The following is a 25871-nucleotide window of genomic DNA, read 5'->3' on the forward strand; positions in this document are numbered from 1 at the left end:
CCGGTGACGTCAATTCCAGGATTGCCACACATCGCGACCGGCCGCCGCCGTACCGTAGTGGCGGGCGGCACAGATCGTTTGCGTACAGCCGTGGGGAGAGAGGGCCTGGGCCATGGACCGTGGCAGCGAGCGGGAGACACCTCCCGGGAGCGGCGCCGACGGCGCGGCGGCGGGCCGGATTCCGCTGGCCGTGGTGGTCGTCGACCGCGACGGCCTGGTGTCCCACTGGAGCAGCGGCGCCCGGCGTCTGTTCGGCGTGGACAGGGAGGACGCCGTCGGCCGTGCCGCGGCCGACCTGCTGCCCGTCTCCGGCGCCCTGCCCGAGGACCTGCGCGGCGACGCGATGCCGGACGCCGGCGAGGAGTACGGCGCACTCGGCCCCGGCCTGGAGGCCTCGCTCGGCGGGCACACCGCCTACGCCACGGCCGGCCGCGCCCGGCTCTTCCCGCCCGCGCCGGAACCGGACGGCGAGCGGCTGGACGTGCTGTGGTGGGCCTACCCGCTGGTCGGCCCCGGACCGTCCCGGCTGCTCGTGCTCGCCGCCGACGCCACCCGGCTGCGCGACGAGCGCGGCTACGGCGACGAGACCGCCGAACGCATCGGGCCCGGCTTCGCCCGCCACACCGAACTGCCCGCCTTCGAGGAACTGGAGAGGCGGCTGCCCGAGATCCTGCCCAACATGGGCCCGGGACCGAGCGGCCGCATCGTCTCGCAGGTGCTCGAACTGGGCTACCCCGTCCTGGAGTTCAGCCAGTTCGAACGGGTGCCCGTCACCCCGTACTGGGGCGTGCCCCGCCGGCCGGGACGCACCCGCACCGAGGCCGTCGTACCGCAGCAACAGCGGCGGACGGCGGTCGCCGTGGTCCCGCAGGGCGCCGAGCAGGACCTGGAGTACGCCGCCGTGCGCGAACGGCTGGAGTTCCTCAACGAGGTCAGCTCCGCGATCGGTTCCTCCCTCGACCTCGGCGTGACCATCCGCGAGGTCACCAGCGCCGCCGTACCCCGGTTCGCGGACTTCGCGGGCACCCATCTGCGCGCGGCCGTCCTCGCCGGCGAGGGCTTCCCGGACGGCCCGCCGGACGCCCACACGGTGATGTTCCGCGTGTGGGTCGAGCACAACGACGAACCCGGCCGCTGGGACGACACCGTGCCGGTCGGCGAGTCCTTCGCCTTCCCCGAACACACCCCGTTCTACCAGTGCATGGTCACCGGCGAGCCGGTCATCGTCCCGAGGGTCACCGAGGAACTGGGCGACCGCATCTCCGGCGAGTTCGAGAAGCGCGACCTCAGACCGCTCATCACCGGCCGCTCCCTGCTGATCGTCCCGCTCAAGGCCCGCAACGTCGTCCTCGGCTTCATGGTGCTGATGCGCCGCCCGGACCGCCCGGCCTTCGACGACATCGACCGCGCCACCGGCGCCGAACTCGCCGCCCGCGCGGGTCTCGTACTCGACAACGCCCGCATGTACACCTACCAGGAGAACGTCGCCGACACCCTGCAGGACAGCATGCTCCCGCAGGTCAGCCCCCGGATGGCCGGCTGCGACATCGCCACCCGCTACCTCCCCGGCACCCGGCTCGGCCGGATCGGCGGCGACTGGTTCGACACCATCAAACTGCCCGGCTCGCGCACCGCCCTCGTCGTCGGCGACGTCATGGGACACGGCCTCAACTCGGCCGCGATGATGGGCCAGTTGCGCACGGCCGTGCAGACCATGGCCACCATGGAGACGCCGCCCGCCCAGCTCCTGCGCAACCTCGACGACCTGGCCCGCAGGCTCGGCGACAGCTACCTCGCCACCTGCCTGTACGCCGTCTACGACCCGATCCGCGGCGACCTGCACCTCGCCAACGCCGGACACATCCCGCCCGTCCTGGTCCGCGCCGAGGACGGCAGCAGCGAACTGCTGGAGCTGCCCACCGGCGCCCCCGTCGGCGTCGGCGGCGTCCCCTTCGAGGCCACCCGGATCAGGGTCAGGCCCGGCGACCGGCTGGTGCTGTGCACCGACGGCCTGGTCGAGGTACGCGGCTGCGACATCGGCGAGGGCCTCGCCGCGCTCTGCGAGTCCGCCGCGCACCCCGCCGCCTCCATGGACGACGCCTGCGACACCATCATCCGCGCCCTGAACATGCGCGGCGGCCGCAAGGACGACGTCGCCCTGCTCATGGCCCGCCTCAACGGCATCCCCGACGACCACGTCGCCGCATGGCGGCTCGACGCCGACCCGCGCGAGGTCGCCCGGGCCCGCCGCGAGGTCCGCGCACAGCTCCTCAGGTGGGAGCTGCCGCAGGCCGTGGAGACCGCCGAACTGCTGGTCAGCGAGGTCGTCACCAACGCCGTCCGGCATGCCCAGAGCGAGCCCGTCGGACTGCGCGTGGTCCGCACCGACGCGCTGCTGTTCGAGGTCACCGACGACGAACCCGGCCTGCCCGAGATGCTCAGCGCCGGACCGTACGACGAGTCCGGCCGCGGCCTGCGCGTGGTCAGTCGGCTGGCCCGGGAGTGGGGCGCCAGCGCCACCGGCCACCGTAAGACCGTGTGGTTCGAACAGGCCATCACCGGAGGGACATGACCGGGGGCGTGCGGCCTGCCAATGCGCGCCCCCAGAGTGTTCCGGCGTCCGCACATCCGGTGAAGGTGACCGCGCACCCCTTGCCCGGCCGCAGGTCCCCGCGATATCCCGATCACGGAACCGAACCGTGGGGAGATCGCATGAACGTCTCGGACAAGTACCGCAGCAACTGGGAGAGTTACTGGAGCGAGACCTCCGACGAGGCGGGCGAGGCGATCTGGGACTGCGACCCCGCCCTCTCCGCCGAACCGTACAGCGCCCTGCTGCTGCCCCACGCGGACCCGGCGCGCACCATCGTCGACCTCGGCTGCGGCAACGGCACCCAGACCCGCTACCTCGCCACCCGGTTCGCGCGCGCGGTCGGCGTCGACCTCTCGCACGCCGCCGTCGAGCACGCCCGCCGCGCCACGCAGGACGACGCCGTGGAGTTCCAGCAGCTCGACCTCACCGACGGGGACGCCGTACGCGCCCTGCACGAGCGGCTCGGTGACGCCAACGTCTTCATGCGGGCCGTCATCCACCAGAGCGAACCCGAGGCGCGGCCCGCGGTCGCCGCCGCGGTCGCCGAGATCCTCGGCACCGAGGGCCGCGCGTTCGTCGCCGAGCTCACCTCCGGCTCCCGGGACGTCCTGCGGCGCGCCGCGTCCGAGGGCCCCGGACCCAAGCTCCAGCGCGTCTTCCACCACGGGCTCAAGCCCGCCGACGCCGACGACGAGGAGATCCCGCGGCTGCTCGGCGCGGCCGGCCTGAAGATCCTCGCCGAAGGCGACACCGCCCTGCCGCAGACCGAGAACCTCGCCGACGGCACCCGCATCGACCTGCCGGCCCGCTGGTTCGTCCTCGCCCGGGCGTAGGCCTGAGGGGTGCACGGCCCGCCGTCCGGCCCATGCGCCGGGGTCGTGGCCTGGCCGCGCCTCGGCGCGTAACGTGACGCACCATGAAGATCCTCATCAGTGCCGACATGGAGGGGGCCACGGGCGTCACCTGGCCGGCCGACGTGCTGCCGGGGACGCCGCAGTGGGAGCGGTGCCGGTCGATGTTCACCTCGGACGTGAACGCCGCCGTGGAGGGCTTCTTCGACGGCGGCGCCGACCGGGTGCTCGTCAACGAGGCCCACTGGACCATGCGCAATCTGCTGCTGGAGCGGCTCGACGAGCGGGTCGAGATGCTCACCGGGCGGCACAAGGCGCTGTCCATGGTGGAGGGCGTACAGCACGGTGACGTGGACGGCATCGCGTTCGTCGGCTACCACGCGGGCGCCGGCACGGAGGGCGTCCTCGCCCACACCTACCTGGCCAACCAGATCACCGGAGTGTGGCTGAACGACGTCCGCGCCAGCGAGGGCCTGCTCAACGCGCACGTCGTCGCCGAGTACGGCGTGCCCGTCGTCCTGGTCACCGGTGACGACGTGGCCTGCGAGGACGCGCTCGGCTACGCGCCGGAGGCGCTGAAGGTGGCGGTGAAGGACCATGTGTCGCGGTACGCGGCGGTGTGCCGCACCCCGGCGCGCACCGCCGCCGACATCCGCGCCGCCGCCAAGGAGGCCGCACAGCTGGCGGTGCGCCACGCACCCGTTCAGACCGGACCGTTCACGGTCGCCGTGGAGTTCGACGCCGAGCACCTGGCGATGGCCGCGACCGTCGTGCCCGGGGTCGCGCGGACCGGGGAGCGGAAGGTGGCGTACACCAGCGCCACGATGTACGAGGGAATCAGGACGTTCAAGGCGGTCACCACGATCGTCTCCGCCGCCGTGGAGGAGCAGTATGGCTGACCAGCAGGCCGATGAGCTCGCCCTGGCCGAGGTCGTGGAGTTCACCTCCGGCCTGATCCGCATCGACACCACCAACCGGGGCGGCGGGGACTGCCGGGAGCGGCCCGCCGCCGAGTACGCGGCCGAGCGGCTGGCCGGTGCGGGGGTGGAGCCGCTGTTGCTGGAGCGCACGCCGGGCCGCACCAACGTCGTCGCCCGGATCGAGGGCACCGACCCGTCCGCCGACGCGCTGCTGGTGCACGGTCACCTCGACGTGGTGCCCGCCGAGGCCGCCGACTGGAGCGTCGACCCGTTCTCCGGCGAGGTCCGCGACGGGGTGGTGTGGGGGCGGGGGGCCGTCGACATGAAGAACATGGACGCCATGATCCTCGCGGTCGTCCGCGGCTGGGCCCGGGCCGGCGTACGGCCCCGCCGGGACCTGGTCATCGCGTTCACCGCCGACGAGGAGGCCAGCGCCGAGGACGGCTCCGGCTTCCTCGCCGACGAGCATCCCGAGCTGTTCGAGGGCTGCACCGAGGGCATCAGCGAGTCGGGGGCGTTCACCTTCCACGACGGTGCCGGCCGGCAGATCTATCCGATCGCGGCGGGGGAGCGGGGCACCGGCTGGCTGAAGCTCACCGCCCGCGGCCGGGCCGGGCACGGCTCCAGGGTGAACAAGGAGAACGCGGTGACCCGCCTCGCCGCCGCCGTCACCCGGATCGGTGAGCACGCCTGGCCCCTCCGGCTGACCCCGACCGTGCGGGCCGCCCTCGCCGAACTCGCCGCGCTGTACGGCATCGACGCCGACTTCACGGACGTGGACCGGCTGCTGGAGAAGCTCGGCCCGGCGGCCAGGCTGGTGGAGGCGACCGTCCGCAACAGCGCCAACCCGACCATGCTGGACGCCGGTTACAAGCTGAACGTCATCCCGGGCGAGGCGGTCGCCTACGTCGACGGCCGGTATCTGGCGGGCGCCGAGGAGGAGTTCACCGCCACCCTCGACCACCTGACCGGACCGGACGTGACCTGGGAGTTCGCGCACCGGGAGGTGGCCCTGCAGGCACCGGTGGACTCGCCGGCCTTCGCGAAGATGCGGGCCGCCGTACGGGAGTTCGCACCCGACGGGCACGTGGTGCCGTACTGCATGTCGGGCGGCACGGACGCCAAGCAGTTCTCCCGGCTCGGCATCACCGGCTACGGGTTCACCCCGCTGAAGCTGCCCGAGGACCTCGACTACCAGGCGCTGTTCCACGGCGTGGACGAGCGGGTGCCCGTCGAGGCGCTGCACTTCGGCGTCCGGGTCCTCGACCGCTTCCTGCGGACCGCCTAGGGGACGGGGGACGAGGTGCTGACGTCGCCGTATGGATCGTGGCCGTCGCCCGTCGACGCGGAACTGGCCGCCGCGCACGACGGGCAGCCGGAGTGGGTGGGCTTCGTCGGGGACGAGGTGTGGTGGACCGAGCCCCGGCCTGCGGAGGGCGGTCGGCGGGCGCTGGTGCGGCGCACGGCCGAGGGCACGGAGGAGGCGGTGCTGCCCGCGCCGTGGAACGCGCGCAACCGGGTGATGGAGTACGGCGGCCGGCCCTGGGCCGGGGCGGTGGGCGAGAGCGGGCCGTTCGTCGTGTTCACGCACTTCGCCGACCAGCGGCTGTACCGGTACGAGCCCGGCGGCCAGCCGCGCCCGCTGACCCCCCTCTCCCCGGTCGGCGCGGGACTGCGCTGGGCGGACCCCCACCTGGACCTCGTGCGCGGCGAGGTGTGGTGTGTACTGGAGGAGTTCACCGGCGACGGCCCCTCGGACCTGCGGCGGGTTCTGGCGGCCGTACCGCTGGACGGCTCCGCCGCCGAGGACCGGTCCGCCGTGCGGGAACTCACCGACGGCCGGCACCGGTTCGTCACCGGGCCGCGCGTCTCGCCCGACGGCCGCCGGGCGGCCTGGCTCGCCTGGGACCATCCGCGGATGCCGTGGGACGGCACGGAACTGCTCGTCGCCGAGATCGGTGCCGACGGCACACTGCGTACGGTCCACACCGTCGCCGGCGGGCCCGAGGAGGCGATCGCGCAGGCCGAATGGTCGATGGACAACCGTCTTCTGTATGCAAGCGACCGCAGCGGCTGGTGGAACCTGTACCGGGACGGGGACGGTACCCCGCTGTGCCCACGCGAGGAGGAGTTCGCCGGGCCGCTGTGGAAGCCGGGCCTGCGCTGGTTCGCGCCGCTGGACGACGGTCTGGTGGCGGTCGTACACGGTCGGGGGTCGACCGTACTCGGGATATTGGATACAGAATCCGGGGAGGTCGTCGACGCCGCCGGACCGTGGACCGAGTTCGGCGCCACCCTCGCCGTCCACGGCGGGCGCGTCGTCGGTGTCGGCGCCAGCCCGCGCTCCGCCTGTGAAGTGGTCGAGCTGGACACCGCCACCGGCCGGGCCCGCGCCATCGGCGCCCGGCACCGGGACGCCGTCGACCCCGCCTACTACCCCGAGCCGCGGATCCGCACCTTCACCGGCCCGGACGGCCGCGAGGTGCACGCCCACGTCTACCCGCCGCACCACCCCGAACGGACCGCGCCCGACGGCGAGGCGCCGCCGTACGTCATCTGGGCGCACGGCGGCCCGACCAGCAGGGCGCCGCTCGTGCTGGACCTGGCCATCGCCTACTTCACCTCCCGGGGCATCGGGGTCGCCGAGGTGAACTACGGCGGCTCCACCGGGTACGGCCGGGCCTATCGCGAGCGGCTGCGCGAGCAGTGGGGCGTGGTCGACGTCGAGGACTGCGCAGCCGTCGCCCGCGCCCTCGCCGAGGAGGGCACCGCCGACCCGGACCGGCTCGCGATCCGCGGCGGCAGCGCGGGCGGCTGGACCAGCGCCGCCTCCCTGACCACCACCGACGTCTACGCCTGCGGCACCATCGTCTACCCGGTCCTCGACCTGGCCGCCTGGGGCCCCGGCGAGACCCACGACTTCGAGTCCCGCTACCTGGAGTCGCTGGTCGGGCCGCTCGCCGAGGTGCCGGCCCGGTACGCCGAGCGGTCGCCGACCGCGCACGCCGACCGGCTCACCGTGCCGTTCCTGCTGCTGCAGGGCCTGGACGACGTGATCTGCCCGCCCGCCCAGTGCGAACGCTTCCTCGCCCGGATCACGGGCCGGGGTGTGCCGCACGCCTACATCACCTTTGCGGGGGAGGGACACGGGTTCCGGCGGGCCGATACGATGATCCGCGCCCTGGAGGCCGAAATCTCCCTGTACGCCCAGGCCTTCGGGCTGGACGTGCCCGGTGTTCCGAGACTGGAGCTGCACACGTGAAGGAACTGACACGGCCGAAGCGGCTGGCTCCGGGCGCTCGGGTGGCCGTCGTCGCCACCAGCGGGCCGGTGCCCGAGGAGCGGCTCCAGGCAGGGCTCGACGTGCTGCGCGGCTGGGGCCTCGACCCGGTGGTCGGGCCCCATGTGCTGGACCGTCACCCCGAGTTCGGCTACCTGGCCGGCACGGACGCCGACCGCGCCGCCGACCTCCGGAACGCCTGGTGCGACCCGGCGGTGGACGCGGTGCTGTGTGCCCGCGGCGGATACGGGGCACAACGCATGATCGACCTGCTGGACTGGGAGGCGCTGCGGGCGGCTGGGCCGAAGGCCTTCGTCGGTTTCAGCGACCACACCGTCCTGCACGAGGCCTTCGCCACCCGCCTCGGGCTCGCCACGCTGTACGGGCCGATGGCGGCCGGCGCCGACTTCGTCAAGAACGCCCGGGCGCAGGAGCACCTGCGGGCCACGCTCTTCGCCCCCGAGACCGTCCGCACCATCGCCTCCGGCGGCACGGCCCTCGTGCCCGGCCGGGCCCGCGGTGTCACCCTCGGCGGCCTGCTGTGCCTGCTCGCCGCGGAACTGGGCACGCCGCACGCACGAGCCTCGGCGGCCGGCGGGCTGCTGTGCCTGGAGGACGTGGGGGAGGAGACGTACCGGCTGGACCGGTATCTCACCCAGCTCCTGCGCGCCGGCCTGCTGGAGCAGGTGCGCGGGGTGCTGCTCGGCTCCTGGGAGGACTGCTCCCGCTACGAGGAGATACGGCCGCTGCTGGCCGACCGGCTCGGCGCGCTCGGTGTACCGGTGGTGGAGGAGTTCGGCTTCGGCCACTGCCCCGGCGCGCTGACCATACCCTTCGGCGTCGCGGCCGAACTCGACGCGGACACGGCCACGTTGACGCTCGACGAGCCCGCGCTGCGCTGACCGCGGCCACTGAATCCCCGTCAGAAAGCCACGTGCGCGCCGGTTGACCCGCGTCTGACACGTGTCACAGCATGCCCCCCGGCCAGACCCGCTGGTCGGTATCCGTGTGCCTCAGTGTGGAGGACCCCGTGCCCCGACGTGTGCCCCGACCGGCGCGCCGCCGCGCGTCCCGATCCCGTGCCGCCCTAGGACGAAAGGCCCTCGCCGCGCTCCTCGGCGTGGCCCTCGCCGCACCCCTCACGCTCGCCGCCGGCCCGGCCCACGCGGGCGGCCAGTACACCGTGACCCCGCTGAAGTTCACCGTCGAGGCCGGCGGCCGCAGATGCGCGGTCGACGCCGACCTGTACCGTCCCACCGGCGTCGACCACGCCCACCCCGCTCCCGCCGTCCTCGGCACCAACGGCTTCGGCGGCAGCAAGTCGGACGGCTCCACCGACGCCATCGGCAAGGAATTCGCCGCGCGCGGTTACGTCGCCCTCGTCTACTCCGGCCTCGGCTTCGGCCAGACCGGCTGCCTGATCTCCCTGGACGATCCCGGCATCGACGGCGCAGCCGCCTCCCGGCTGGTGGACTTCCTCGGCGGCAGGCGCACCGCCGACGACGGCACCCGCGCCGACTTCGTCACCCTCGACGCCCCCGGAGACCCCCGCGTCGGCATGATCGGCGGCTCCTACGGCGGCGCGATCCAGCTGGCCACGGCCTCCGTCGACCACCGCGTCGACGCCCTCGTCCCGCTCATCACCTGGAACGACCTCGTCTACTCCCTGGACCCGAACAACGCCGTCGGCGCCCCCGACGTGCCCGGCGCCTTCAAGTGGCAGTGGACCAACGGTTTCTACCTGGCCGGCGAGAGCCAGCCGCTGACCGTCCCGAACCTCGATCCGTCCCGGATCAACTCGCTGGCCTGCCTGCACTTCGTCTCCGACGTCTGCGACACCGTCCGCACACTCAACTCCGGCACCTACCCCGCCGACCGCACCGCCCGGCTGCTCGCCTACGCCCGCAGCGTCTCCCCGACGAGCTACCTCCCCCGCGTGCAGGCACCCACCCTGCTCGTCCAGGGCCAGGCCGACAGCCTGTTCAACCTCAACGAGGCGACGGCCAGTTACCGCGCCCTCAGGGCCCAGGGCACCCCGGCCGCGCTGATCTGGCAGTCCTGGGGCCACAGCGGCGGAATCACCGCCCCCGCGCCCGGCGAACTCAACATGGTCCAGAGCGACCTGGAGTCCAGCTATGTCGGCCGGCGCATCCTCGCCTGGTTCGCCCGCTACCTGAAGAAGGACAAGGCCGCCGGCACCGGCCCCGCCTTCGCCTACTACCGGGACTGGATCACCGACCCCGCCCACACCTACGCCACCGCCGACCGGGTCCCCGCCCTCAGCCGGACCCTCTACCTCTCCGGGGACGGCAAGCTCGTCGACGACCGCGCCGAGGTCACCCGCGGCAGCCGCGGTTACGCCAACGGACCCGTCCCCACGAGCCATTCGGAAAGCTCCCTGACCGGATCCGTCGGCCTGCCCGACCCGGCGCCGTACGACACCGAGGGCACCTACCTCGCCTGGACCGGCGCCGCCCTCAGCAGGAACCTCGACCTCGTCGGCGCCCCGCGGGTCACCCTCAGGGTCGTCTCCCCGCAGGCCGAACGCACCCAGAACTCCGGCGACGCCGCCGACCGGCTGGTGCTGTTCGCCAAGCTGTACGACGTCGCGCCCGACGGCACCCAGACACTCGTCCACCGGCTGGTCGCACCGGTCCGGGTGCCCGACGTCACCAGGAGCTTCACCGTCACCCTGCCGGGCATCGTGCACCGGTACGCGACCGGGCACCGCCTGCGGTTCGTGATCGCGGCGAGCGACGACGCCTACTTCGGCAACCGGGGGATCAAGCCGGTGACCGTGGTCAGCGCGCCCGGGGACACCGGGGTGCTGCGGCTGCCGGTCGTCGGCGGCTGAGCCGGGCCCGGACGAGGCGGGCGGGGTGCGAAACGCGGCCGCGCGGCCGGCGACGCCGTAAGCTGACCCGATGCCGCACACCGCACCCCACTACCTGGCCGAGGGGCCCCGCGTGGCCATCCGTCACTTCACCCTCGAGGACGGCCCGGAGTTCACCGCGCGGACCCGCGAGAGCAAGGACCTGCACCGGCCCTGGCTGTTCCCGCCGGACACCGACGAGGCCTACGCCGCCTACGCCGGCCGGCTGCTCGAGGACCCGGCCAAGGCCGGCTTCCTGGTGTGCGAGAAGGACAGCGGGGACATCGCCGGGTTCATCAACATCAACAACATCGTGCGCGGCGGCTTCCAGTGCGGCGCCCTCGGCTACGGGGCCTTCGCCCACGCCGCGGGGCGCGGCCTGATGCGCGAGGGCCTCGACCTGGTCATCGGCTACGCCTTCGGGCCGCTGGGACTGCACCGGCTGGAGATCAACGCGCAGCCCGAGAACACCGCCTCCCTCGCGCTCGCCCGGGGCGCCGGGTTCCGGCACGAGGGCTTCTCACCGAACATGATCTACATCGACGGCGCCTGGCGCGACCACGAACGCTGGGCAGTGACCGCGGAGATGAGGGCGTCCGGCTGATCGTCCGGCGGGGGGAGAGCATCTGTGAGGATGGAGAGCATGCGGACTCTCGTGGTGCTCGACGCCCCCTCCAACCTCGGACTGCGCCCACCCGCCCCCGGCACCGTACCCGGCTGCTACAAGCTCGCCGGGGCCCTGCGGGAACAGGGCATCCTGCAGCGGCTGGGAACCCGGGAGGGCGGCGTCGTCGTGCCCCCGCGCTACGACCGGGGCGACTGGCGGGAGGGTGACGGCGTCTTCAACGCGGCCGCGCTCGCCGCCTACACCGTCCGGCTCGCCGACCGGATCGAACACCACGTCCACGCCGGTGACTTCCCCGACCCCGACCTCGACCCCGAGGGCACGGCGGGCGCGCTGCTCGCCGACCTGGTCGTGGACGCCTTTGCGCAATCCTGACCAGCCGGTCCCCTGGCCGAGTGCCGCGCCGCCGGGTTCCATGGTCATCGTGACGAGGATCCGACGTGAGGTACTGACACTGCCCGCCGCGCCGTTGGGCCCGGACAACCCCCTGCCCCCGCTGCGCCCCCTCGACCAGGCCCACCGCATCGACGACCGCGACCGGGACGGCATGCCCGGGGACATGGCCCGCCAGCTGGGGTACGAGCCACTGCGCAGCCTCCTCCCGGTCCGCGTCCGCGACGGCTACGGCAGAGCCCGCGAGCCCCGCGCCCTTGACGCCCTGGTGATCGAGAACGACCGGCTGCGCGCCACCGTCCTGCCCGGCCTCGGCGGCCGGGTCACCTCCCTGCTCCACCTGCCCACCGGCCGCGAACTCCTGTACCGCAACCCGGTGTTCCAGCCGGCCGGCTTCGCCCTCAACGGCGCCTGGTACTCCGGCGGCATCGAATGGAACATCGGCGCCACCGGCCACACCACCCTCTCCTGCGCACCCCTGCACGCCGCGCGTGTCCCCGCCCCCGACGGGGGAGAGATGCTGCGCCTGTGGGAGTGGGAACGCCTGCGGGACCTGCCCTTCCAGGTGGACCTGTGGCTGCCCGACGGCTCCGACTTCCTCTACGCCGGCGTCCGCATCCGCAACCCGCACGAGCGGCCGGTGCCGACGTACTGGTGGTCCAACACCGCGGTGCCGGAGGAGGTCCGGGTCCTGGCCCCCGCCGACGAGGCCTGGCTCCCCCACCCCGTGGGAGGTGCCCCCACCGGCTACGAGCGCCGACTGCGCAAGGTCCCCGTCCCGTCGTACGACGGCATCGACCGCACCCGCCCCCTCAACAGCCCCTACGCCGCCGACTACTTCTACGAGGTGCCGAACGGCCGCCGCCGCTGGATCGCCGCGCTGGGCGCCGACGGGCACGGGCTCGTGCAGACCTCCACCGACACCCTGCGTGGCCGCAAGCTCTTCGTGTGGGGCCACCGGCCCGGCGGACGGCGATGGCAGGAGTGGCTGACCGAACCCGGCACCGGCGGCTACTGCGAGATCCAGGCCGGCCTCACCCGCACCCAGCTGGAACACGTCAGGCTGGAGGCCGAGAGCGAGGTGTCCTGGGTGGAGGCGTACGGCCCGCTCGACGCGTCGCCCGACGGCGAGTGGACGCGGGTCGTCCAGGAGGCCCAGGAACGGCTGGAGTCGACCCTGCCCCGCACCCGCGTCGAGGAAGCGTACGCGGCCTGGAAACCGTACGCCGACACCGAACCCGGCGAGACGCTGGCCACCGGATCCGGCTGGGGCGCCCTGGAAGTCCTGCGCGCCGACTGGAAACTGCCCGGCACCCCGTTCCCCGGGTCCACGCTCGGCGAGCCGCAGGCACCCTGGCGGGAACTGCTGCGCACCGGTTCGCTGCCCGAGCCGCGCCGGGTACGGCCGCCCGGCGAGACGCTCGTCGCCCCGCACTGGCGGGACATGCTGGAGACCGCGCCCGCCACCCCGCACACCGAGTACCACCTCGGGATCGCCCAGTGGCACGCCGGCGACCGCGCCCAGGCCGTGCGCAGCTGGGAGCGCGCCCTTGCCCTGGCCCCGTCGCTGTGGCCGTTGCTGCGCTGCCTGGCCGTCGCCGACCAGGAAGCCGGCCACCACGAGCGGGCCGCCGAACGCTACGCCGACGCCTTCGACGACCTGTGCCGCGAGCGGCGCGACGACGGCGAGGCATGGACCGCCGCCGTCGCCGCGCTCGGCCGGGAAACCCTGGAGGCGCTGCTCCGGGTGCGGCGGACGGCGGACGCCCGCGCCGTCTGGAACCGGCTGCTGCCCGCCGTCCGCCGGCGCGGCCGGTTCCGGCTCCTGGAAGCCGAACTGCTCCTCACCGAGGGACGGCCCGGCGAGGCACGGGCCGTCTTCGACGCGGGCTTCGAGGTCGCGGACCTGCGGGAGGGGGAGGAGACGATCGGCCGGCTGTGGGCCCGCCTCACCGACGAGCCGCTGCCCGCCCGCCTCGACTTCCGGATGCGGCCGGAGACGGCCTGAGCAACTGCCGGGGCTGCGCGGCTCAGGCCCGCTGGTCGACGTACTCGAAGACCGACCCGTCCGGATGCATCGCCAGCAGGTTCCGGCCCGCCGGCGTCGCCACCGGCCCCGCGACGATCCGGGCGCCGAGGTCGGCCAGCAGCCGGTGCGCCTCGTCCACGTCCTTGACCGCGATGGTCGCCGCCACCCGGCGCAGGACCTCCAGCTCCGTCTCCGGGCCGCTCATCAGCAGAAAGGAGCCGATCGCGGCGACCTGGACCCCGCCGCGCTCGAAACGCAGGGCTCTGCCGCCCGCCAGCCGCTCGTAGAAGGGGATCGCGGTCTCGAGGTCGTCGACGCAGATGCGCAGCGAGGCGCCCAGAATCTCCATGTGTCCGAGCGTAGTTGGGGCGGCCCGGGCCGTGCAGGGCGCCCGCGTTACCCGCCGTGCTGGCCGGGTACCCGCAGGGTATGGACGGTTCGGATCACCTGGAACACCTGGACAGGCACCTGGTCGAAGAGCTGGCACAGGTGGCACGCGAGACGGTGCGCGACGAGCTGCGCGAGCAGAGCCGCAAGCAACGCCGCACGGCCCTGCTCTACGCCGCGTCCGGCGCAGCCGCCCTCTACGCGGGTGCCGCCGTGGCCCTGGCCGCGGGCGTCGCCCTGGCGATGGTCCTGCCCGGCTGGGCCGCCGCCCTGATCACGGCGGCGATCCTGGGCGCGGCGGCCTACGTGCTGCGGGGGGCCGCCCACCCGAAGCACGGTCACCCGTCCGCGCCGGGCCGTGCCGTCGGCGGCACCGCACCGGGCGCCCCGCCGAGCGGCCTGGGCATGCCGTACCCGCCGATGCCGGCGGAGCCCCCGGAGCCCCCGGACACGGGCCACCACAGGGCCTGAGGTCCGGGTGGAAGCCACCCCGCCCACCCCACCGGCCGGCCTCAGCCGGCAAGCCGGGGCAGCACCTTCGTCCGGTAGAAGTCGAAGAACCCCTGCTGATCCGCCCCGATCTGGTTCACGTACACCCGGTCGAACCCGGCGTCGGCGAACGCGTTCAGCGTGGAGACATGCTGCTCGACGTCGTCCCCGCACACCACCTTCTCGCGGACCATGTCCTCGGTGACCAGCTCGTGCAGCTGCTCGAAGTGCCGCGGCGACGGCAGCACCTGCCCCATCTCGCCGGGCAGGACCTCGTTGTACCAGAGCGAGTGCACCGTACGGACGCACTCCTCGCGATCGGTGCCGTAACACACCTTCGTGCCGCCGCTGACCGGCTTCGTCCCGCCCCCGCCCTTGCGGAACCGCGTGACCATCTCCTCCTCCGGCATCATCGTGATGTAGCCGTCGCCCACCCGCGCGGCCAGCGACGTCGCCTTCGGACCGAAGCCGGAGACGTCGATCGGGACGGGCTCGTCGGGCACCGTGTAGAGGCGCGCGTTCTCCACGGTGTAGTGCGTGCCGCGGTGGTTGACCTCCTCCCCGGTGAACAGCCGGCGCATCACCTGGATCGCCTCCTCCAGCATCTCCAGGCGGACGTGCAGCGGCGGCCAGCGGTCGCCGAGGATGTGCTCGTTGAGCGCCTCGCCCGTGCCGACGCCGAGCCGGAAGCGGCCCTCGGTCATCACCGCGCTCGTCGCCGCGGCCTGCGCCGTCACCGCCGGATGCATCCGCACGGTCGGACAGGTCACCGCCGTCTCGACCGGCAGCGACACCGCCTCCGACAGGGCACCGATGACCGACCACACGAACGCGCTCTGGCCCTGCGCGTCGTTCCACGGGTGGAAGTGGTCGGAGATCCACAGCGCCCGGAAGCCGGCCTGCTCGGCCATCCGGGCCTGCTCGACGAGCGCGGCGGGGTCGTGCTCCTCGCTCGCCAGGAAATAGCCGTACTCGGGCATGGGACGTACCTCCGTGTCGGCGCGGCCGGCCCCGGTGTGATCCGGCCCAGGCCGGGTAACCGGGGCCCTCGCCGCGAAACGCGGGCCGGTGCCGCGTTCGGGTGCCGTGACCGGCGGACGGGTGACCCGCCCGGCGTTTGGGTGCCCCGCCCCCGGTTACGCGGAAAGCCTCGCACGAGCCACACCGCCGGAGGCGCATCGTGAGCCGACCTCACGTCGTGATCGTCGGCGCCGGTTTCGCCGGGTACCGGGCTGCCCGCACCCTGGCCCGCCTGACCCGCGACCGGGCCGACATCACGCTGCTGAACCCGACCGACTACTTCCTCTACCTGCCGCTGCTGCCCCAGGTCGCCGCCGGCATCCTGGAGGCCCGCAGGGTCACCGTGTCGCTGCCGGGCACCCTGCGCGGTGTGCGGCTGGTGCTCGGCGAGGCGAACCGCGTCGACCTGGACGGGTGCACCGTCCATTACACCGGCCCCGAGGGCGGCGCCGGCACCCTCGGATACGACCGGCTGGTCCTCAGCGTCGGCAGCGTCAACAAGCTGCTGCCCGTCCCGGGGGTCGCCGAGCACGCGCACGGGTTCCGCGGGCTGCCGGAGGCGCTGTACCTGCGGGACCACGTGACCCGGCAGGTCGAACTCGCCGCCGCGGAGGAGGACGCGAGGGCGTGTGCCGCCCGGTGCACGTTCGTGGTGGTCGGGGCCGGCTACACCGGTACCGAGGTCGCCGCCCACATGCAGCTGCTCACCGACGGGCTGGCGCGCCGGAACCGGCTGCCCGGCGGGATCCGGCCCCGCTGGCTGCTGCTGGACGTGGCGGAGCACGTGCTGCCCGAGATGGCGGCACGGCTGTCCCGCACCGCCGACCGGGTGCTGCGGGCGCGGGGTGTGGATGTGCGGATGGGTACGTCGGTGAAGGAGGCCACCCACGACGGGGTGCTGCTCACCGACGGGGAGTTCGTGCCGACCCGGACTCTGGTGTGGTGCGTGGGTGTACGCCCGGATCCGCTGGTGGAGGCCGTCGGGCAGCCGCTGGAGCGGGGCCGGCTGATCGTCGACCCGCATCTGCGGGTGCCGGGCCGGCCGGAGGTGTTCGGCTGCGGGGACGCGGCCGCCGTACCCGACCTGGAGCGCCCCGGGTCGTTCACGCCGATGACCGCCCAGCACGCGTGGCGGCAGGGCCGGGTGGCGGGGGAGAACGTGGCCGCCTCGCTCGGCCTCGGCCGGCGCCGGCGGCCCTACCGCCACCGTGACCTGGGTTTCGCGGTCGACCTCGGCGGGGCCCGGGCCGCCGCCAACCCGTTCGGCATCCCGCTGTCCGGCCCGGTGGCCGGCGCGGTCACCCGCGGCTACCATCTGGCCGCGCTGCCCGGCAACCGCGTCCGGGTGGCCGCCGACTGGCTGCTGGACGCCGTACTGCCGCGCCAGGGTGTCCAGTTGGGCCTCGTGCGCTCCTGGTCGGTCCCCCTGGACACGGCCTCCCCCGAACTGGCACGCGTCCCGGGCGGCCCCGGCGGACCGGACCAGGCGCGGAAGCCGGGACGTGGGGGCGAGCCGGAGCGGACGGGCAGGCCGGGCCAGGGCGAGGAGCCGGTACGGCCGCGACGGGCGGAGGGCCGGACACCCGTGCCCGGCCCTGAACCGGCGGCCGGCCCGCCGGCCACCGAGCACGGGGACCACCCCGCCTCCGGCCCGGTCAGGCGTACGGACCCGTCGGACCATCCTGCCCCGGGTCCGGTCGGGCGTACCGACGGCCCAGACCACCCCGCTCCTGGTCCGGTCAGGCGTACGGACCCGTCGGACCATCCTGCCCCGGGTCCGGTCGGGCGTACCGACGGCCCAGACCACCCTTCCCCTGGTCCGGTCAGGCGTACGGACCCGTCGGACCATCCTGCCCCGGGCTCGGTCAGGCGTACCGACGTCCCAGACCACCCCGCCCCCGGTCCGGTCAGGCGCACGGACCCGTCGGACCATCCTGCCCCCGGCCCGGTCAGGCGTACCGACGGCCCAGACCACCCCGCCCCTGGTCCGGTCAGGCGTACCGACCTGCCGGGCTACCCCGCACCGGGCCCCGTACGGGACGCCGACCCGCCGGGCCATCCTGCCTCCGGCCCCGTCCGGCGCGGCGATGCGCCGGGTCACCGTGCCCCCGGGCCCGTGAAGCGTGCCGGTCCTGCGGGCTCCGCCGGTCGGTGACCGGGCGGCCGGGATCGCCGGCCGGCGTTCTTCGGGCCGGGCCGCCCCTCGGACCCCACTCGACTCTGTGCAAGGAGACTCATGAAAACCGCCGAACTCGCAGAACTGGGACAGCAGTTGCGCGTGGACAGTGTGCGGGCGTCCGCCGCCGCGGGATCCGGGCACCCCACCTCCTCGATGTCCGCCGCCGACCTGATGGCCGTCCTCCTCGCGAACCATCTGCGCTACGACTTCGAACGCCCCGAACACCCCGCCAACGACCGCTTCGTGCTGTCCAAGGGACACGCCTCGCCGCTGCTGTACGCCGCGTACAAGGCGGCCGGTGCCATCGAGGACGGCGAACTGCTCACCTTCCGCAGGATCGGCAGCCGGCTCGAAGGGCATCCGACGCCCCGGCGGCTGCCCTGGGTGGAGACCGCCACCGGATCCCTCGGCCAGGGCCTGCCGGTCGGCGTCGGCATCGCCCTCGCCGGCAAGCGCCTGGAGCGTACCGGCTACCGGGTGTGGGTGCTGTGCGGCGACAGCGAGCTGGCGGAGGGCTCGGTGTGGGAGGCCGCCGAACACGCCGGGCACGAGCACCTGGACAACCTGGTCACCATCGTGGACGTCAACCGGCTCGGCCAGCGCGGCCCCACCCGGCACGGCCACGACCTGGACGCCTACGCCCGCCGCTTCCAGGCCTTCGGCTGGCACACCGTCGAGATCGACGGCCATGACGTCGACAAGATCGACCGGGCCTACGGCGAGGCGCTGTCCACGGCCGGGCAGCCCGTCGTGATCCTCGCCCGCACCCTCAAGGGCAAGGGCGTCACCGCGGTCGAGGACCTGGAGGGCCACCACGGCAAACCCCTGCCGGACGCCGAGGAGGCCATCGCCGAACTCGGCGGACCGCGCGAGCTGCACGTCCGGGTCAGCGAGCCGCCGGCCGCCGCCGCGCTGCGCGACCTGACCACCGAGGTGCTCCAGCTCCCGCGCTACGACGAGGGCGACGAGGTCGCGACCCGGGACGCCTTCGGCGCGGCCCTCGCCGCGCTCGGCACCGCCCGCGGCGACGTGGTCGCCCTGGACGGCGAGGTCGGCGACTCCACCCGCACCGAGGAGTTCGCCAAGGCGCACCCCGAGCGGTTCTTCGAGTGCTACATCGCCGAGCAGCAACTGGTCGCCGCGGCCGTCGGCATGGCCACGCGGGGCCTGCTGCCGTACGCCTCCACGTTCGCCGCGTTCCTCACCCGCGCCTACGACTTCGTGCGGATGGCATCGATCAGCGGATCCGGCATCAACCTGGTCGGTTCGCACGCCGGTGTCGCGATCGGGCAGGACGGGCCCTCGCAGATGGGTCTGGAGGACCTGGCGATGTTCCGTGCCGTGCACGGCTCGACCGTGCTGTACCCGTGCGACGCCAACCAGACCGCCCGGCTGGTCGCGACCATGGCCGGCCTCGACGGCGTCCGCTACCTGCGCACCTCGCGCGGCAAGACACCGGTGATCTACGGCCCCGGCGAGGAGTTCCCGGTGGGCGGCAGCAAGACACTCGTCAGCAGCGAGGAGGACCGGCTGACGGTCGTCGCGGCCGGGGTCACGGTGCCGGAGGCCCTGGCCGCGGCCGACCGCCTCGCCGAGGACGGCATCCGGGTGCGGGTGATCGACCTGTACTCGGTCAAGCCCGTCGACGTGGACACGCTGCGCCTGGCCGCCGAGGAGACCGGCTGTCTGCTCACCGTGGAGGACCACCACGCCGAGGGCGGCCTCGGCGACGCCGTCGCGGAGGCCTTCGGCGACGGCCGGCCCGTGCCCCGGCTGGTCCGGCTCGCGGTGCGGACCATGCCGGGTTCGGCGGCGCCCGACGAGCAGCTGCACGCGGCCGGTATCGACGCCGTGGGCATCGCGGCGGCCGCCAAGCTGCTGGTGGAGGAGGCGGTCGTGCGATGAGCGACGCCGACGCGCGGACCCTGCGGACGGGCCGCCGTTCGGTGGCGATCCAGCGGCCCGGGAAGGTGCTCTTCCCGGGCCGTGGGGACGCGAAGGAGTACACCAAGGGCGACCTCGCCGACTACTACCGGTCCGTGGCTCCCTTCCTCCTGCCGCACCTGCGGGGCCGCCCGCTGATGCTGGAGCGGTATCCGGACGGCGTCGACGGGCAGCGGTTCATGCAGAAGAACACCCCCGAGCACTATCCGGACTGGATCGGGCGGGCCGAGGTCGCCAAGGAGGGCGGCACGGTCACGCACGTCGTCTGCGACGACACCGCCACCCTGCTCTACCTCGCCGACCAGGCCTGTCTCACCCTGCACCGCTGGCTCTCGCGCACCGACCGGGCTGCCGGCGCCGATCACCCGGACCGGCTGGTCTTCGACCTCGATCCTCCCGGCGACGACTTCGCCCGGGTCCGTGCGGCGGCCGGATGGCTGCGGGAGCTCTTGGAGGAGCTGGGCCTGCCCGCCGCGCCCATGACCACCGGCTCGCGCGGACTCCATCTCGTCGTCCCCCTCAACGGCCGCCACGGCTTCGACGAGGTGCGTCGATTCGCCCGCGACGTGGCCGATCTGGCCGCCTCCCGGCACCCGGACCGGCTCACCACCGCCGCCCGCAAGCAGGACCGCGGCGACCGTCTCTACCTCGACGTGCAGCGCAACGCCTACGCGCAGACCGCCGTCGCCCCCTACACCGTCCGGGCCCGCCCCGGCGCCCCCGTCGCCGTACCCCTCGCCTGGGAGCAGCTGGACGATCCGGGGATCGACGCCCGCCGCTGGACGATCGCGGACGCCCTCGACCAGGCCCGCACCGGTCCCTGGGGCGGACTGCCGAACCGCGGGCGCGGCCTTGGCCCGGCCCGGCGGCGTCTCGCGGACATCCGCTCCTGAGGTTTGCCCACGGGATGAGGGGCCACCCGCAGGGGGAGGTGGCCATGTCGAATACAAAAAACACATCCCAGTCACAGGATTCACGGGAAACCCAGAATTCACGCGAGCCACAGAACGACACGCGGAGCACGGCGGACGAGCGACGGCCGGCGCCCATGGAGGTGCTGCGCCAGGCCCGGAGCCAGCTCGCCGAACTCACCGGGCTCGCCCCTGAGTCGGTGACCTCCTTCGAGCAGACCGAGGACGGATGGGAGCTCGAGGTGGAGGTCCTCGAACTCGCGAGGGTGCCGGACACGATGAGCCTGATGGCGAGCTACCAGGTCGATCTCGACGGCGACGGGCAGCTCACCGGCTACCGGCGCGTTCGCCGCTACGAACGCGGGCGGGCCGACGCGCGCCGTCCCGGTGGCCCCTAGGCCGCCCGGCCGCCTGCCCGCCGCGCGGCCACCGTGGCACCGACTACTACACAGGAGGAGGAACAGCCGGCATGACCGTTGTCCCGGCACAGCAGACCGGAGGCGGAGGCGGCACCAGCGGCCTCTACGACGTGCTCGAACTGGTCCTCGACAGGGGACTGGTGATCGACGCCTTCGTGCGGGTCTCCCTGGTCGGCATCGAGATTCTGAAGATCGACGTGAGGGTCGTGGTGGCCAGCGTCGACACCTACCTGCGGTTCGCCGAGGCGTGCAACCGTCTGGACCTGGAGGCGGGCCCCCACAAGAGCCCCGGGCTGCCCGACATGGTCGGCGAGATCACCGAGTCCGGTGCCCGCGGCAAGTCCAAGGGTGCCCTGTCCGGAGCCGCGGAGACCATCTCCGACGCCTTCAAGCAGGCCCGCGAGGAGGGCGGCGAGGCCCGGCCCCGCCCCCGTAAGTCCACGACCCGCCGGAAGGAGGAGCAGGAGTGAGCACCTACGTCTACGGGATCACCGCCCGCTCGCACCCCGCCCTGCCCGAGGGCATGACCGGCGTGGGCGAGCCGGCCCTGCCCGTGCGGGTCGTCACGGCCGGCGAGCTGGCCGCCGTGGTCAGCGACGCCCCCGAGGGGCTGCGGGCCAAGCGCCGGGACCTGCTCGCGCACCAGAACGTGCTCGCCGAGACCGGCGCGGGCGGCTGTGTGCTGCCCATGCGGTTCGGGAACGTGGCGCCGGACGACGACACCGTCGCCCAGGTGCTCGACGAGCGTGCGGAGCACTACCTGGAGCGGCTGAAGGCCCTGGACGGCAGGGTCGAGTACAACGTCAAGGCCAACCACGTCGAAGAGGCGGTCCTGCACCGCGTGATGGCCGAGAACACCGAGATCCGCAGCCTCGCCGAGTCCAACCGGCGTACCGGCGGAGGCAGTTACGACGAGAAGCTGCGCCTGGGCGAGATGGTCGCGGCCGCGGTCAAGGCCAAGGAGGCCGAGGACGCCGCCGAGGTGCAGGCCGCGCTGGAGCCGGCCGCCGCCGCGGTCAGCGCCGGCCCGCAGTCCACCGGCTGGCTGCTCAACGTCTCGTTCCTGGTGGGCCGGGACACGGCCGAGGACTTCCTGGCCGCCGTCGAGCGGGTCCGTGCCGGCCATCCGCATCTGGAACTGCGCGTCAACGGCCCGCTGCCGCCCTACAGCTTCGTCGAGCCCGGTCCCGCCCAGCCGGCGGCCGACACCGCGGGCGCGGACCAGGGCGCGGACGCCGGGGCGTAGGTGACGGGGCGGTCCCCGGCGGAAGGAGGAGTCCATGGGACTGATCAAGGAGGTGCTGCTGCTGCCGTTCGCACCGGTGCGCGGCAGCGGCTGGGCGATCGGCCAGGTACTCCGCGAGGCGGAACGGATCTACTACGACCCCGCCGTCGTACGGGCCGAACTTGCGCGACTGGAAGAGCAGCTGGAGGCGGGTGAGATCACCGAGGAGGAGTTCGACCGGCGCGAGGACGAGCTGCTCGACCGGCTGGAGACCGCCATGCGCTCCGGCGACACCACAGGCGACGGGACGTCATGATGAACCGCACGGCACTGGGCCTCGCCATAGGGGCCGGATATCTGCTCGGACGCACGAGGAAACTGAAAATGGCGCTCGCGGTCGGTTCCCTGGCCGCCGGCAAGAAGCTGAACCTCGGCCCGGGGGCGCTCGCGGCGATGGCACGCCAACAGCTGCGCGACAACCCGCAGTTCAAGGAGATCGGCGATCAGCTGCGCGAGGATTTCAGGGGCGTCGGCAAAGCCGCGTCCGGGGCCGTGGTCGAGCGGCAGATGGGCGCGCTCGCCGACCGGCTGCACGACCGTACCGCCCAGGTGCGCGACCAGTTGTCCGGAGCGCTGCCCACGGCCGGCTCCGACGAGGACCGGGAGGAAGGCGGCGACCGCGAGGCGCGGGACGACCGCGAGGAGCGGGACACGGGCGACCGCGAGGCGCCGGAGGACGGCGACCGGGACGACCAGGAGGACAACAAGCCGTCCGGCGGGAAGGCGGCCAGGAAGGCCCCGTCGAAGAAGGCCGCCGCCAGGAATCCCGTCGCGAAGAAGACGGCCCCCGCGAAGAAGGCGGCGGCCCAGAAGACCGGCAGGGCCCGCAAGACGGCCGGGAAGAAGACGGCCGGCACCCGGCAGCCCAAGGGTGGTGAAGACCGATGACCGAGACCCTGGGGTCGGCCACGTCCGCGGTCGGCAAGGCCACGGGCGGGGCCAAGGACAACCCGCTCGCCGACCTCGCCCACGGCGAGGCCGCCGACCGGCTCAAGGCCGAGGCGCAGGAGTACCTGGCGGTGCAGGCCCAGCGGCTGCTCAGCGGCCTCGGCCGCAAGCTCGGCGAGACCACGGTCAGGCTCAACGACATCGCCGAGGGCAACAGCCCCGGCTTCGCCAAGCTGGCACTCGACGGCGGCCGCAAGCTCGCCGAGGGCAAGGGGCCGCTGCGCTCCGCTCTGGAGCTCGGGGCCTCCCGCGCCAAGGAGAACGTGATGGACGCGGTCAGGAACCTCGGGGGCGGCGGGGGCAGAAAGAAGGGCGGAGGGGGCAACAAGCCCACCGTCATCATGGAATCCGTCGACGTGGGCGTGCCGCTGCGCGCCGCCTACGACCAGTGGACCCAGTACCAGGACTTCTCCACCTTCGCCAAGGGCGTCAAGAGCGCGAGCCGGGCCGACGACACCGATTCCGACTGGCAGGCCAAGATCTTCTGGTCCAGCCGCAGCTGGAAGGCGCACACCACCGAGCAGGTACCGGACTACCGCATCCAGTGGACGTCCGAGGGCGCCAAGGGCAGCACCAAGGGTGTCGTCACCTTCCACCCGCTCGGCGAGAACCTCACCCGGATCCTGCTGGTCATGGAGTACTACCCGAGCGGCCTGTTCGAGAAGACCGGCAATCTGTGGCGCGCCCAGGGCCGCCGGGCCAGGCTGGACCTGAAGAACTTCGCCCGGTTCATCACCCTGAAGGGAGAGGCGGAGGACGGCTGGCGCGGCGAGATCCGCGACGGCGAGGTGGTCCGCAGCCACGAGGACGCCGTGGCGGAAGAGGAGGAGTCCGGGAAGCCGCGCGCCGAGGACGAGGAAGAGGACGAGGACGAGGAGGAGGAAGAGGAGGAGGAAGAGGAGGAGGAAGAGGAAGAGGGGGAGCCCGGGGAGTACCGGGACGAGGAGGAGGAAGAAGAGGAACCTGAGGAGTACGAGGCCGAGACAGAGCAGCCGTACGAGGAGGAGCCCGCGGAAGAGGACGAGGAAGGCGAGGAAGAGGGCGAGGAAGAGGACGAGTACCCGGACGAGGAAGAAGACGAGGAAGAAGGCGAGAAAGCAGAGGAGCCCGAGTACGCCGGGCGCGGGAGCCGTCGATGACGACGCCCAGCCGGTTCCCCGAGCCGTACGGCCACAGCAGCGGAGCCAACCTCGCCGACATCCTGGAGCGTGTGCTCGACAAGGGCGTGGTGATCGCGGGTGACATCCGGATCAATCTGCTCGACATCGAACTGCTGACCGTCAAGCTGCGGCTCATCGTGGCCTCGGTCGACAAGGCCAAGGAGATGGGCATCGACTGGTGGGAGACCGACCCGGCCCTCTCCTCCCGGGCCCGCCGCGACGAGCTGACCCGGGAGAACGCCGAGCTGAGAGAACGGCTGGCCCGGCTGGAGGAGCTGGAGCCGGGCCACGTGCCGAAGGAGGCCCCATGACCGGACTGCGCTACGTCTACGCCGTCTGCCGCCCCTTCGGGACGCCCCTGCAGTCCCAGCTCACGGGCGTCGGGGGCGCCCCGCCGGGGCTGGTGCACCACCACGGGCTGGTCGCGGTCGTCAGCCAGGTCCCGGAGGCCGACTTCTGCGAGGAAGCGCTCAAGGCCCACCTGGAGGACCTGGACTGGCTGGCCGCGACCGCCCGCGCGCACCAGGGCGTGATCGACGCCCTCACCACGGTCACCACGCCCCTGCCGCTCCGGCTCGGGACCGTCTTCCGGGACTGCAGCGGGGTGCGCTCGATGATCGAGGCCCGCGAGGACGACTTCCGGCGCATCCTCGACCGGCTGGAGGGCCGCGTCGAGTGGGGCGTGAAGGTGTACCTGGAGCCCGAGTCCGCCGAGGCCGCCGAGCCCGCGCCCGCCGTGGCGGGGAAGCCCGGGAGCGGCCGGGACTATCTGCGCCGGCGGCGCGAGAGCACCCACGCCCAGGAGGAGAAATGGCAGCGCGCCGAGGCGTTCGCCCGGTCACTGCACGAGCGGCTCTGCCGGTACGCCGAGGATTCCCGGATGCACCCCCCGCAGAATTCCGCGCTTTCCGCGGCGTCCGGCCGTAACGTCCTCAACGCGGCCTATCTCGTACCGCGCATGCATTCCGAGGAATTCGTGGAACTGGTGGACCGAACAAAGGACGAGGCACCCGGAATCCGGGTGGAACTCACCGGGCCCTGGGCCGCCTATTCGTTCACGGGGGAGGCGGAGTCGTGACCGTCGTGGAACGGCGCGAGATCGCACTCGTCGACCTGCTCGACAGGCTGCTGGCCGGCGGGGTCGTCGTCACCGGCGACATCACCCTCAGGATCGCGGACGTCGACCTGGTCCGCATCGACTTGAACGCCCTGATCAGCTCGGTGAACGAGTCGGTCCCCTCACCTTTCGAGCTGGCTCTCCCATCGTCCGAGGAGGTCGTGTGACCCCGCGCAACCGGCTCGACCTCGAACCCGACACGGTCGAGCGCGACTTGGTGAAACTGGTGCTCACCGTCGTGGAACTCCTGCGGCAGCTCATGGAACGGCAGGCCGTGCGCCGCTTCGACACCGGTGAGCTGACCGAGGAGCAGGAGGAGCGGATCGGGCTCACCCTGATGCTCCTGGAGGAGCGGATGGCCGAGCTGCGCGAGCGCTACGGACTGCGGCCCGAGGACCTGAACCTGGACCTCGGGCCGCTCGGACCGCTGCTTCCGCGCGACTGACCTC

The 25871-nt window shown here is 73.2% G+C and carries 25 protein-coding genes and 1 pseudogene; 24 read left to right on the forward strand and 2 right to left on the reverse strand.

The features are described 5' to 3' along the window. The first annotated feature begins 112 nt into the window (after window positions 1-112). From ACZ7GZ_RS03725 to ACZ7GZ_RS03770, 10 genes and pseudogenes are all read left to right on the forward strand, one after another. Window positions 113-2572, forward strand: coding sequence for an ATP-binding SpoIIE family protein phosphatase (locus ACZ7GZ_RS03725; RefSeq protein ID WP_471020668.1), 2460 nt, complete (start codon window positions 113-115; stop codon window positions 2570-2572). A 140-nt stretch (window positions 2573-2712) separates the two neighbouring features. Further along, a complete protein-coding gene (locus tag ACZ7GZ_RS03730; protein ID WP_471020669.1) occupies window positions 2713-3426 on the forward strand; it encodes a class I SAM-dependent methyltransferase in 714 nt (237 codons plus the stop codon). An 83-nt stretch (window positions 3427-3509) separates the two neighbouring features. Beyond that, on the forward strand, window positions 3510-4343 hold the full coding sequence (locus ACZ7GZ_RS03735) for a M55 family metallopeptidase (protein WP_471020671.1): 834 nt from the start codon (window positions 3510-3512) through the stop codon (window positions 4341-4343). Then, a complete protein-coding gene (locus ACZ7GZ_RS03740) occupies window positions 4336-5652 on the forward strand; it encodes a M20/M25/M40 family metallo-hydrolase (protein WP_471020672.1) in 1317 nt (438 codons plus the stop codon). Before ACZ7GZ_RS03735 ends, ACZ7GZ_RS03740 begins: the two co-directional genes overlap by 8 nt. Before the next feature lie 15 nt (window positions 5653-5667). Then, window positions 5668-7626, forward strand: coding sequence for a prolyl oligopeptidase family serine peptidase (locus ACZ7GZ_RS03745; protein WP_471020674.1), 1959 nt, complete (start codon window positions 5668-5670; stop codon window positions 7624-7626). Then, window positions 7623-8546, forward strand: coding sequence for a S66 peptidase family protein (locus ACZ7GZ_RS03750; RefSeq protein WP_471020675.1), 924 nt, complete (start codon window positions 7623-7625; stop codon window positions 8544-8546). The genes ACZ7GZ_RS03745 and ACZ7GZ_RS03750 overlap by 4 nt, the downstream gene beginning before the upstream one ends. A 71-nt stretch (window positions 8547-8617) precedes the next feature. Further along, the gene (locus ACZ7GZ_RS03755; protein WP_471020676.1) at window positions 8618-10498 is read left to right on the forward strand and encodes an alpha/beta fold hydrolase; all 1881 of its coding nucleotides are present in this window, start codon (window positions 8618-8620) and stop codon (window positions 10496-10498) included. A 70-nt stretch (window positions 10499-10568) separates the two neighbouring features. After that, window positions 10569-11120 carry a GNAT family N-acetyltransferase gene (locus ACZ7GZ_RS03760; RefSeq protein ID WP_471020677.1) on the forward strand — a complete coding sequence of 184 codons (552 nt, stop codon included), beginning with the start codon at window positions 10569-10571 and terminating at the stop codon, window positions 11118-11120. A 39-nt stretch (window positions 11121-11159) separates the two neighbouring features. Continuing rightward, a pseudogene (locus ACZ7GZ_RS03765) lies at window positions 11160-11435 on the forward strand (arginase family protein); the annotation flags it as partial. 121 nt (window positions 11436-11556) lie between these two features. Next, window positions 11557-13542, forward strand: a complete 1986-nt coding sequence (locus ACZ7GZ_RS03770) for a DUF5107 domain-containing protein (RefSeq protein WP_471020679.1) — start codon at window positions 11557-11559, stop codon at window positions 13540-13542. Window positions 13543-13564: 22 nt separating this feature from the next. Here the strand turns inward: ACZ7GZ_RS03770 and ACZ7GZ_RS03775 are convergent, their stop codons facing one another. Further along, on the reverse strand, window positions 13565-13912 hold the full coding sequence (locus ACZ7GZ_RS03775; RefSeq protein ID WP_471020680.1) for a VOC family protein: 348 nt from the start codon (window positions 13910-13912) through the stop codon (window positions 13565-13567). Window positions 13913-13992: 80 nt separating this feature from the next. Between ACZ7GZ_RS03775 and ACZ7GZ_RS03780 the strand changes: the two genes are divergently transcribed. After that, the gene (locus ACZ7GZ_RS03780; RefSeq protein WP_471020682.1) at window positions 13993-14421 is read left to right on the forward strand and encodes a phage holin family protein; all 429 of its coding nucleotides are present in this window, start codon (window positions 13993-13995) and stop codon (window positions 14419-14421) included. A gap of 41 nt (window positions 14422-14462) precedes the next feature. On the opposite strand, the gene ACZ7GZ_RS03785 is transcribed toward ACZ7GZ_RS03780, so the two are convergent. Next, window positions 14463-15419: an LLM class F420-dependent oxidoreductase gene (locus ACZ7GZ_RS03785; protein ID WP_471020683.1), complete on the reverse strand. Its 957-nt coding sequence runs from the start codon at window positions 15417-15419 to the stop codon at window positions 14463-14465. 200 nt (window positions 15420-15619) lie between these two features. On the opposite strand from ACZ7GZ_RS03785, the gene ACZ7GZ_RS03790 reads away from it, so the two are divergent. The 13 genes from ACZ7GZ_RS03790 (at window position 15620) to ACZ7GZ_RS03850 (ending at window position 25867) form a co-directional block, all read left to right on the forward strand. Then, complete coding sequence (locus ACZ7GZ_RS03790) at window positions 15620-17614, forward strand: NAD(P)/FAD-dependent oxidoreductase (RefSeq protein WP_471020685.1); 1995 nt, start codon at window positions 15620-15622, stop codon at window positions 17612-17614. 81 nt (window positions 17615-17695) lie between these two features. Beyond that, window positions 17696-19543 carry a transketolase gene (locus tag ACZ7GZ_RS03795; RefSeq protein WP_471020686.1) on the forward strand — a complete coding sequence of 616 codons (1848 nt, stop codon included), beginning with the start codon at window positions 17696-17698 and terminating at the stop codon, window positions 19541-19543. Continuing rightward, window positions 19540-20475 carry a non-homologous end-joining DNA ligase gene (gene ligD, locus ACZ7GZ_RS03800; RefSeq protein ID WP_471020687.1) on the forward strand — a complete coding sequence of 312 codons (936 nt, stop codon included), beginning with the start codon at window positions 19540-19542 and terminating at the stop codon, window positions 20473-20475. The genes ACZ7GZ_RS03795 and ligD overlap by 4 nt, the downstream gene beginning before the upstream one ends. Window positions 20476-20519: 44 nt before the next feature. Next, the gene (locus ACZ7GZ_RS03805; RefSeq protein ID WP_471020689.1) at window positions 20520-20891 is read left to right on the forward strand and encodes a gas vesicle protein GvpO; all 372 of its coding nucleotides are present in this window, start codon (window positions 20520-20522) and stop codon (window positions 20889-20891) included. Between the two features lie 71 nt (window positions 20892-20962). Next, entirely contained in the window at window positions 20963-21382 is a 420-nt protein-coding gene (locus ACZ7GZ_RS03810) for a gas vesicle structural protein GvpA (RefSeq protein WP_471020690.1), read from the forward strand. Beyond that, entirely contained in the window at window positions 21379-22158 is a 780-nt protein-coding gene (locus ACZ7GZ_RS03815) for a GvpL/GvpF family gas vesicle protein (protein WP_471020692.1), read from the forward strand. The genes ACZ7GZ_RS03810 and ACZ7GZ_RS03815 overlap by 4 nt, the downstream gene beginning before the upstream one ends. Window positions 22159-22192: 34 nt before the next feature. Continuing rightward, a complete protein-coding gene (locus ACZ7GZ_RS03820; protein ID WP_471020693.1) occupies window positions 22193-22453 on the forward strand; it encodes a gas vesicle protein GvpG in 261 nt (86 codons plus the stop codon). Next, a complete protein-coding gene (locus tag ACZ7GZ_RS03825) occupies window positions 22453-23085 on the forward strand; it encodes a DNA primase (protein ID WP_471020784.1) in 633 nt (210 codons plus the stop codon). Before ACZ7GZ_RS03820 ends, ACZ7GZ_RS03825 begins: the two co-directional genes overlap by 1 nt. After that, window positions 23082-24284, forward strand: coding sequence for an SRPBCC family protein (locus tag ACZ7GZ_RS03830; protein WP_471020695.1), 1203 nt, complete (start codon window positions 23082-23084; stop codon window positions 24282-24284). The genes ACZ7GZ_RS03825 and ACZ7GZ_RS03830 overlap by 4 nt, the downstream gene beginning before the upstream one ends. Beyond that, entirely contained in the window at window positions 24281-24616 is a 336-nt protein-coding gene (locus tag ACZ7GZ_RS03835) for a gas vesicle protein (protein WP_031168158.1), read from the forward strand. Before ACZ7GZ_RS03830 ends, ACZ7GZ_RS03835 begins: the two co-directional genes overlap by 4 nt. Then, window positions 24613-25383 carry a GvpL/GvpF family gas vesicle protein gene (locus tag ACZ7GZ_RS03840; RefSeq protein ID WP_471020697.1) on the forward strand — a complete coding sequence of 257 codons (771 nt, stop codon included), beginning with the start codon at window positions 24613-24615 and terminating at the stop codon, window positions 25381-25383. Before ACZ7GZ_RS03835 ends, ACZ7GZ_RS03840 begins: the two co-directional genes overlap by 4 nt. Continuing rightward, complete coding sequence (locus ACZ7GZ_RS03845) at window positions 25380-25589, forward strand: gas vesicle protein (RefSeq protein ID WP_471020699.1); 210 nt, start codon at window positions 25380-25382, stop codon at window positions 25587-25589. Before ACZ7GZ_RS03840 ends, ACZ7GZ_RS03845 begins: the two co-directional genes overlap by 4 nt. After that, window positions 25586-25867: a gas vesicle protein K gene (locus ACZ7GZ_RS03850; RefSeq protein WP_069777790.1), complete on the forward strand. Its 282-nt coding sequence runs from the start codon at window positions 25586-25588 to the stop codon at window positions 25865-25867. The genes ACZ7GZ_RS03845 and ACZ7GZ_RS03850 overlap by 4 nt, the downstream gene beginning before the upstream one ends. The last annotated feature ends 4 nt before the right edge of the window (window positions 25868-25871 follow it).

It is taken from the genome of Streptomyces sp. NPDC037288 (assembly GCF_055603265.1).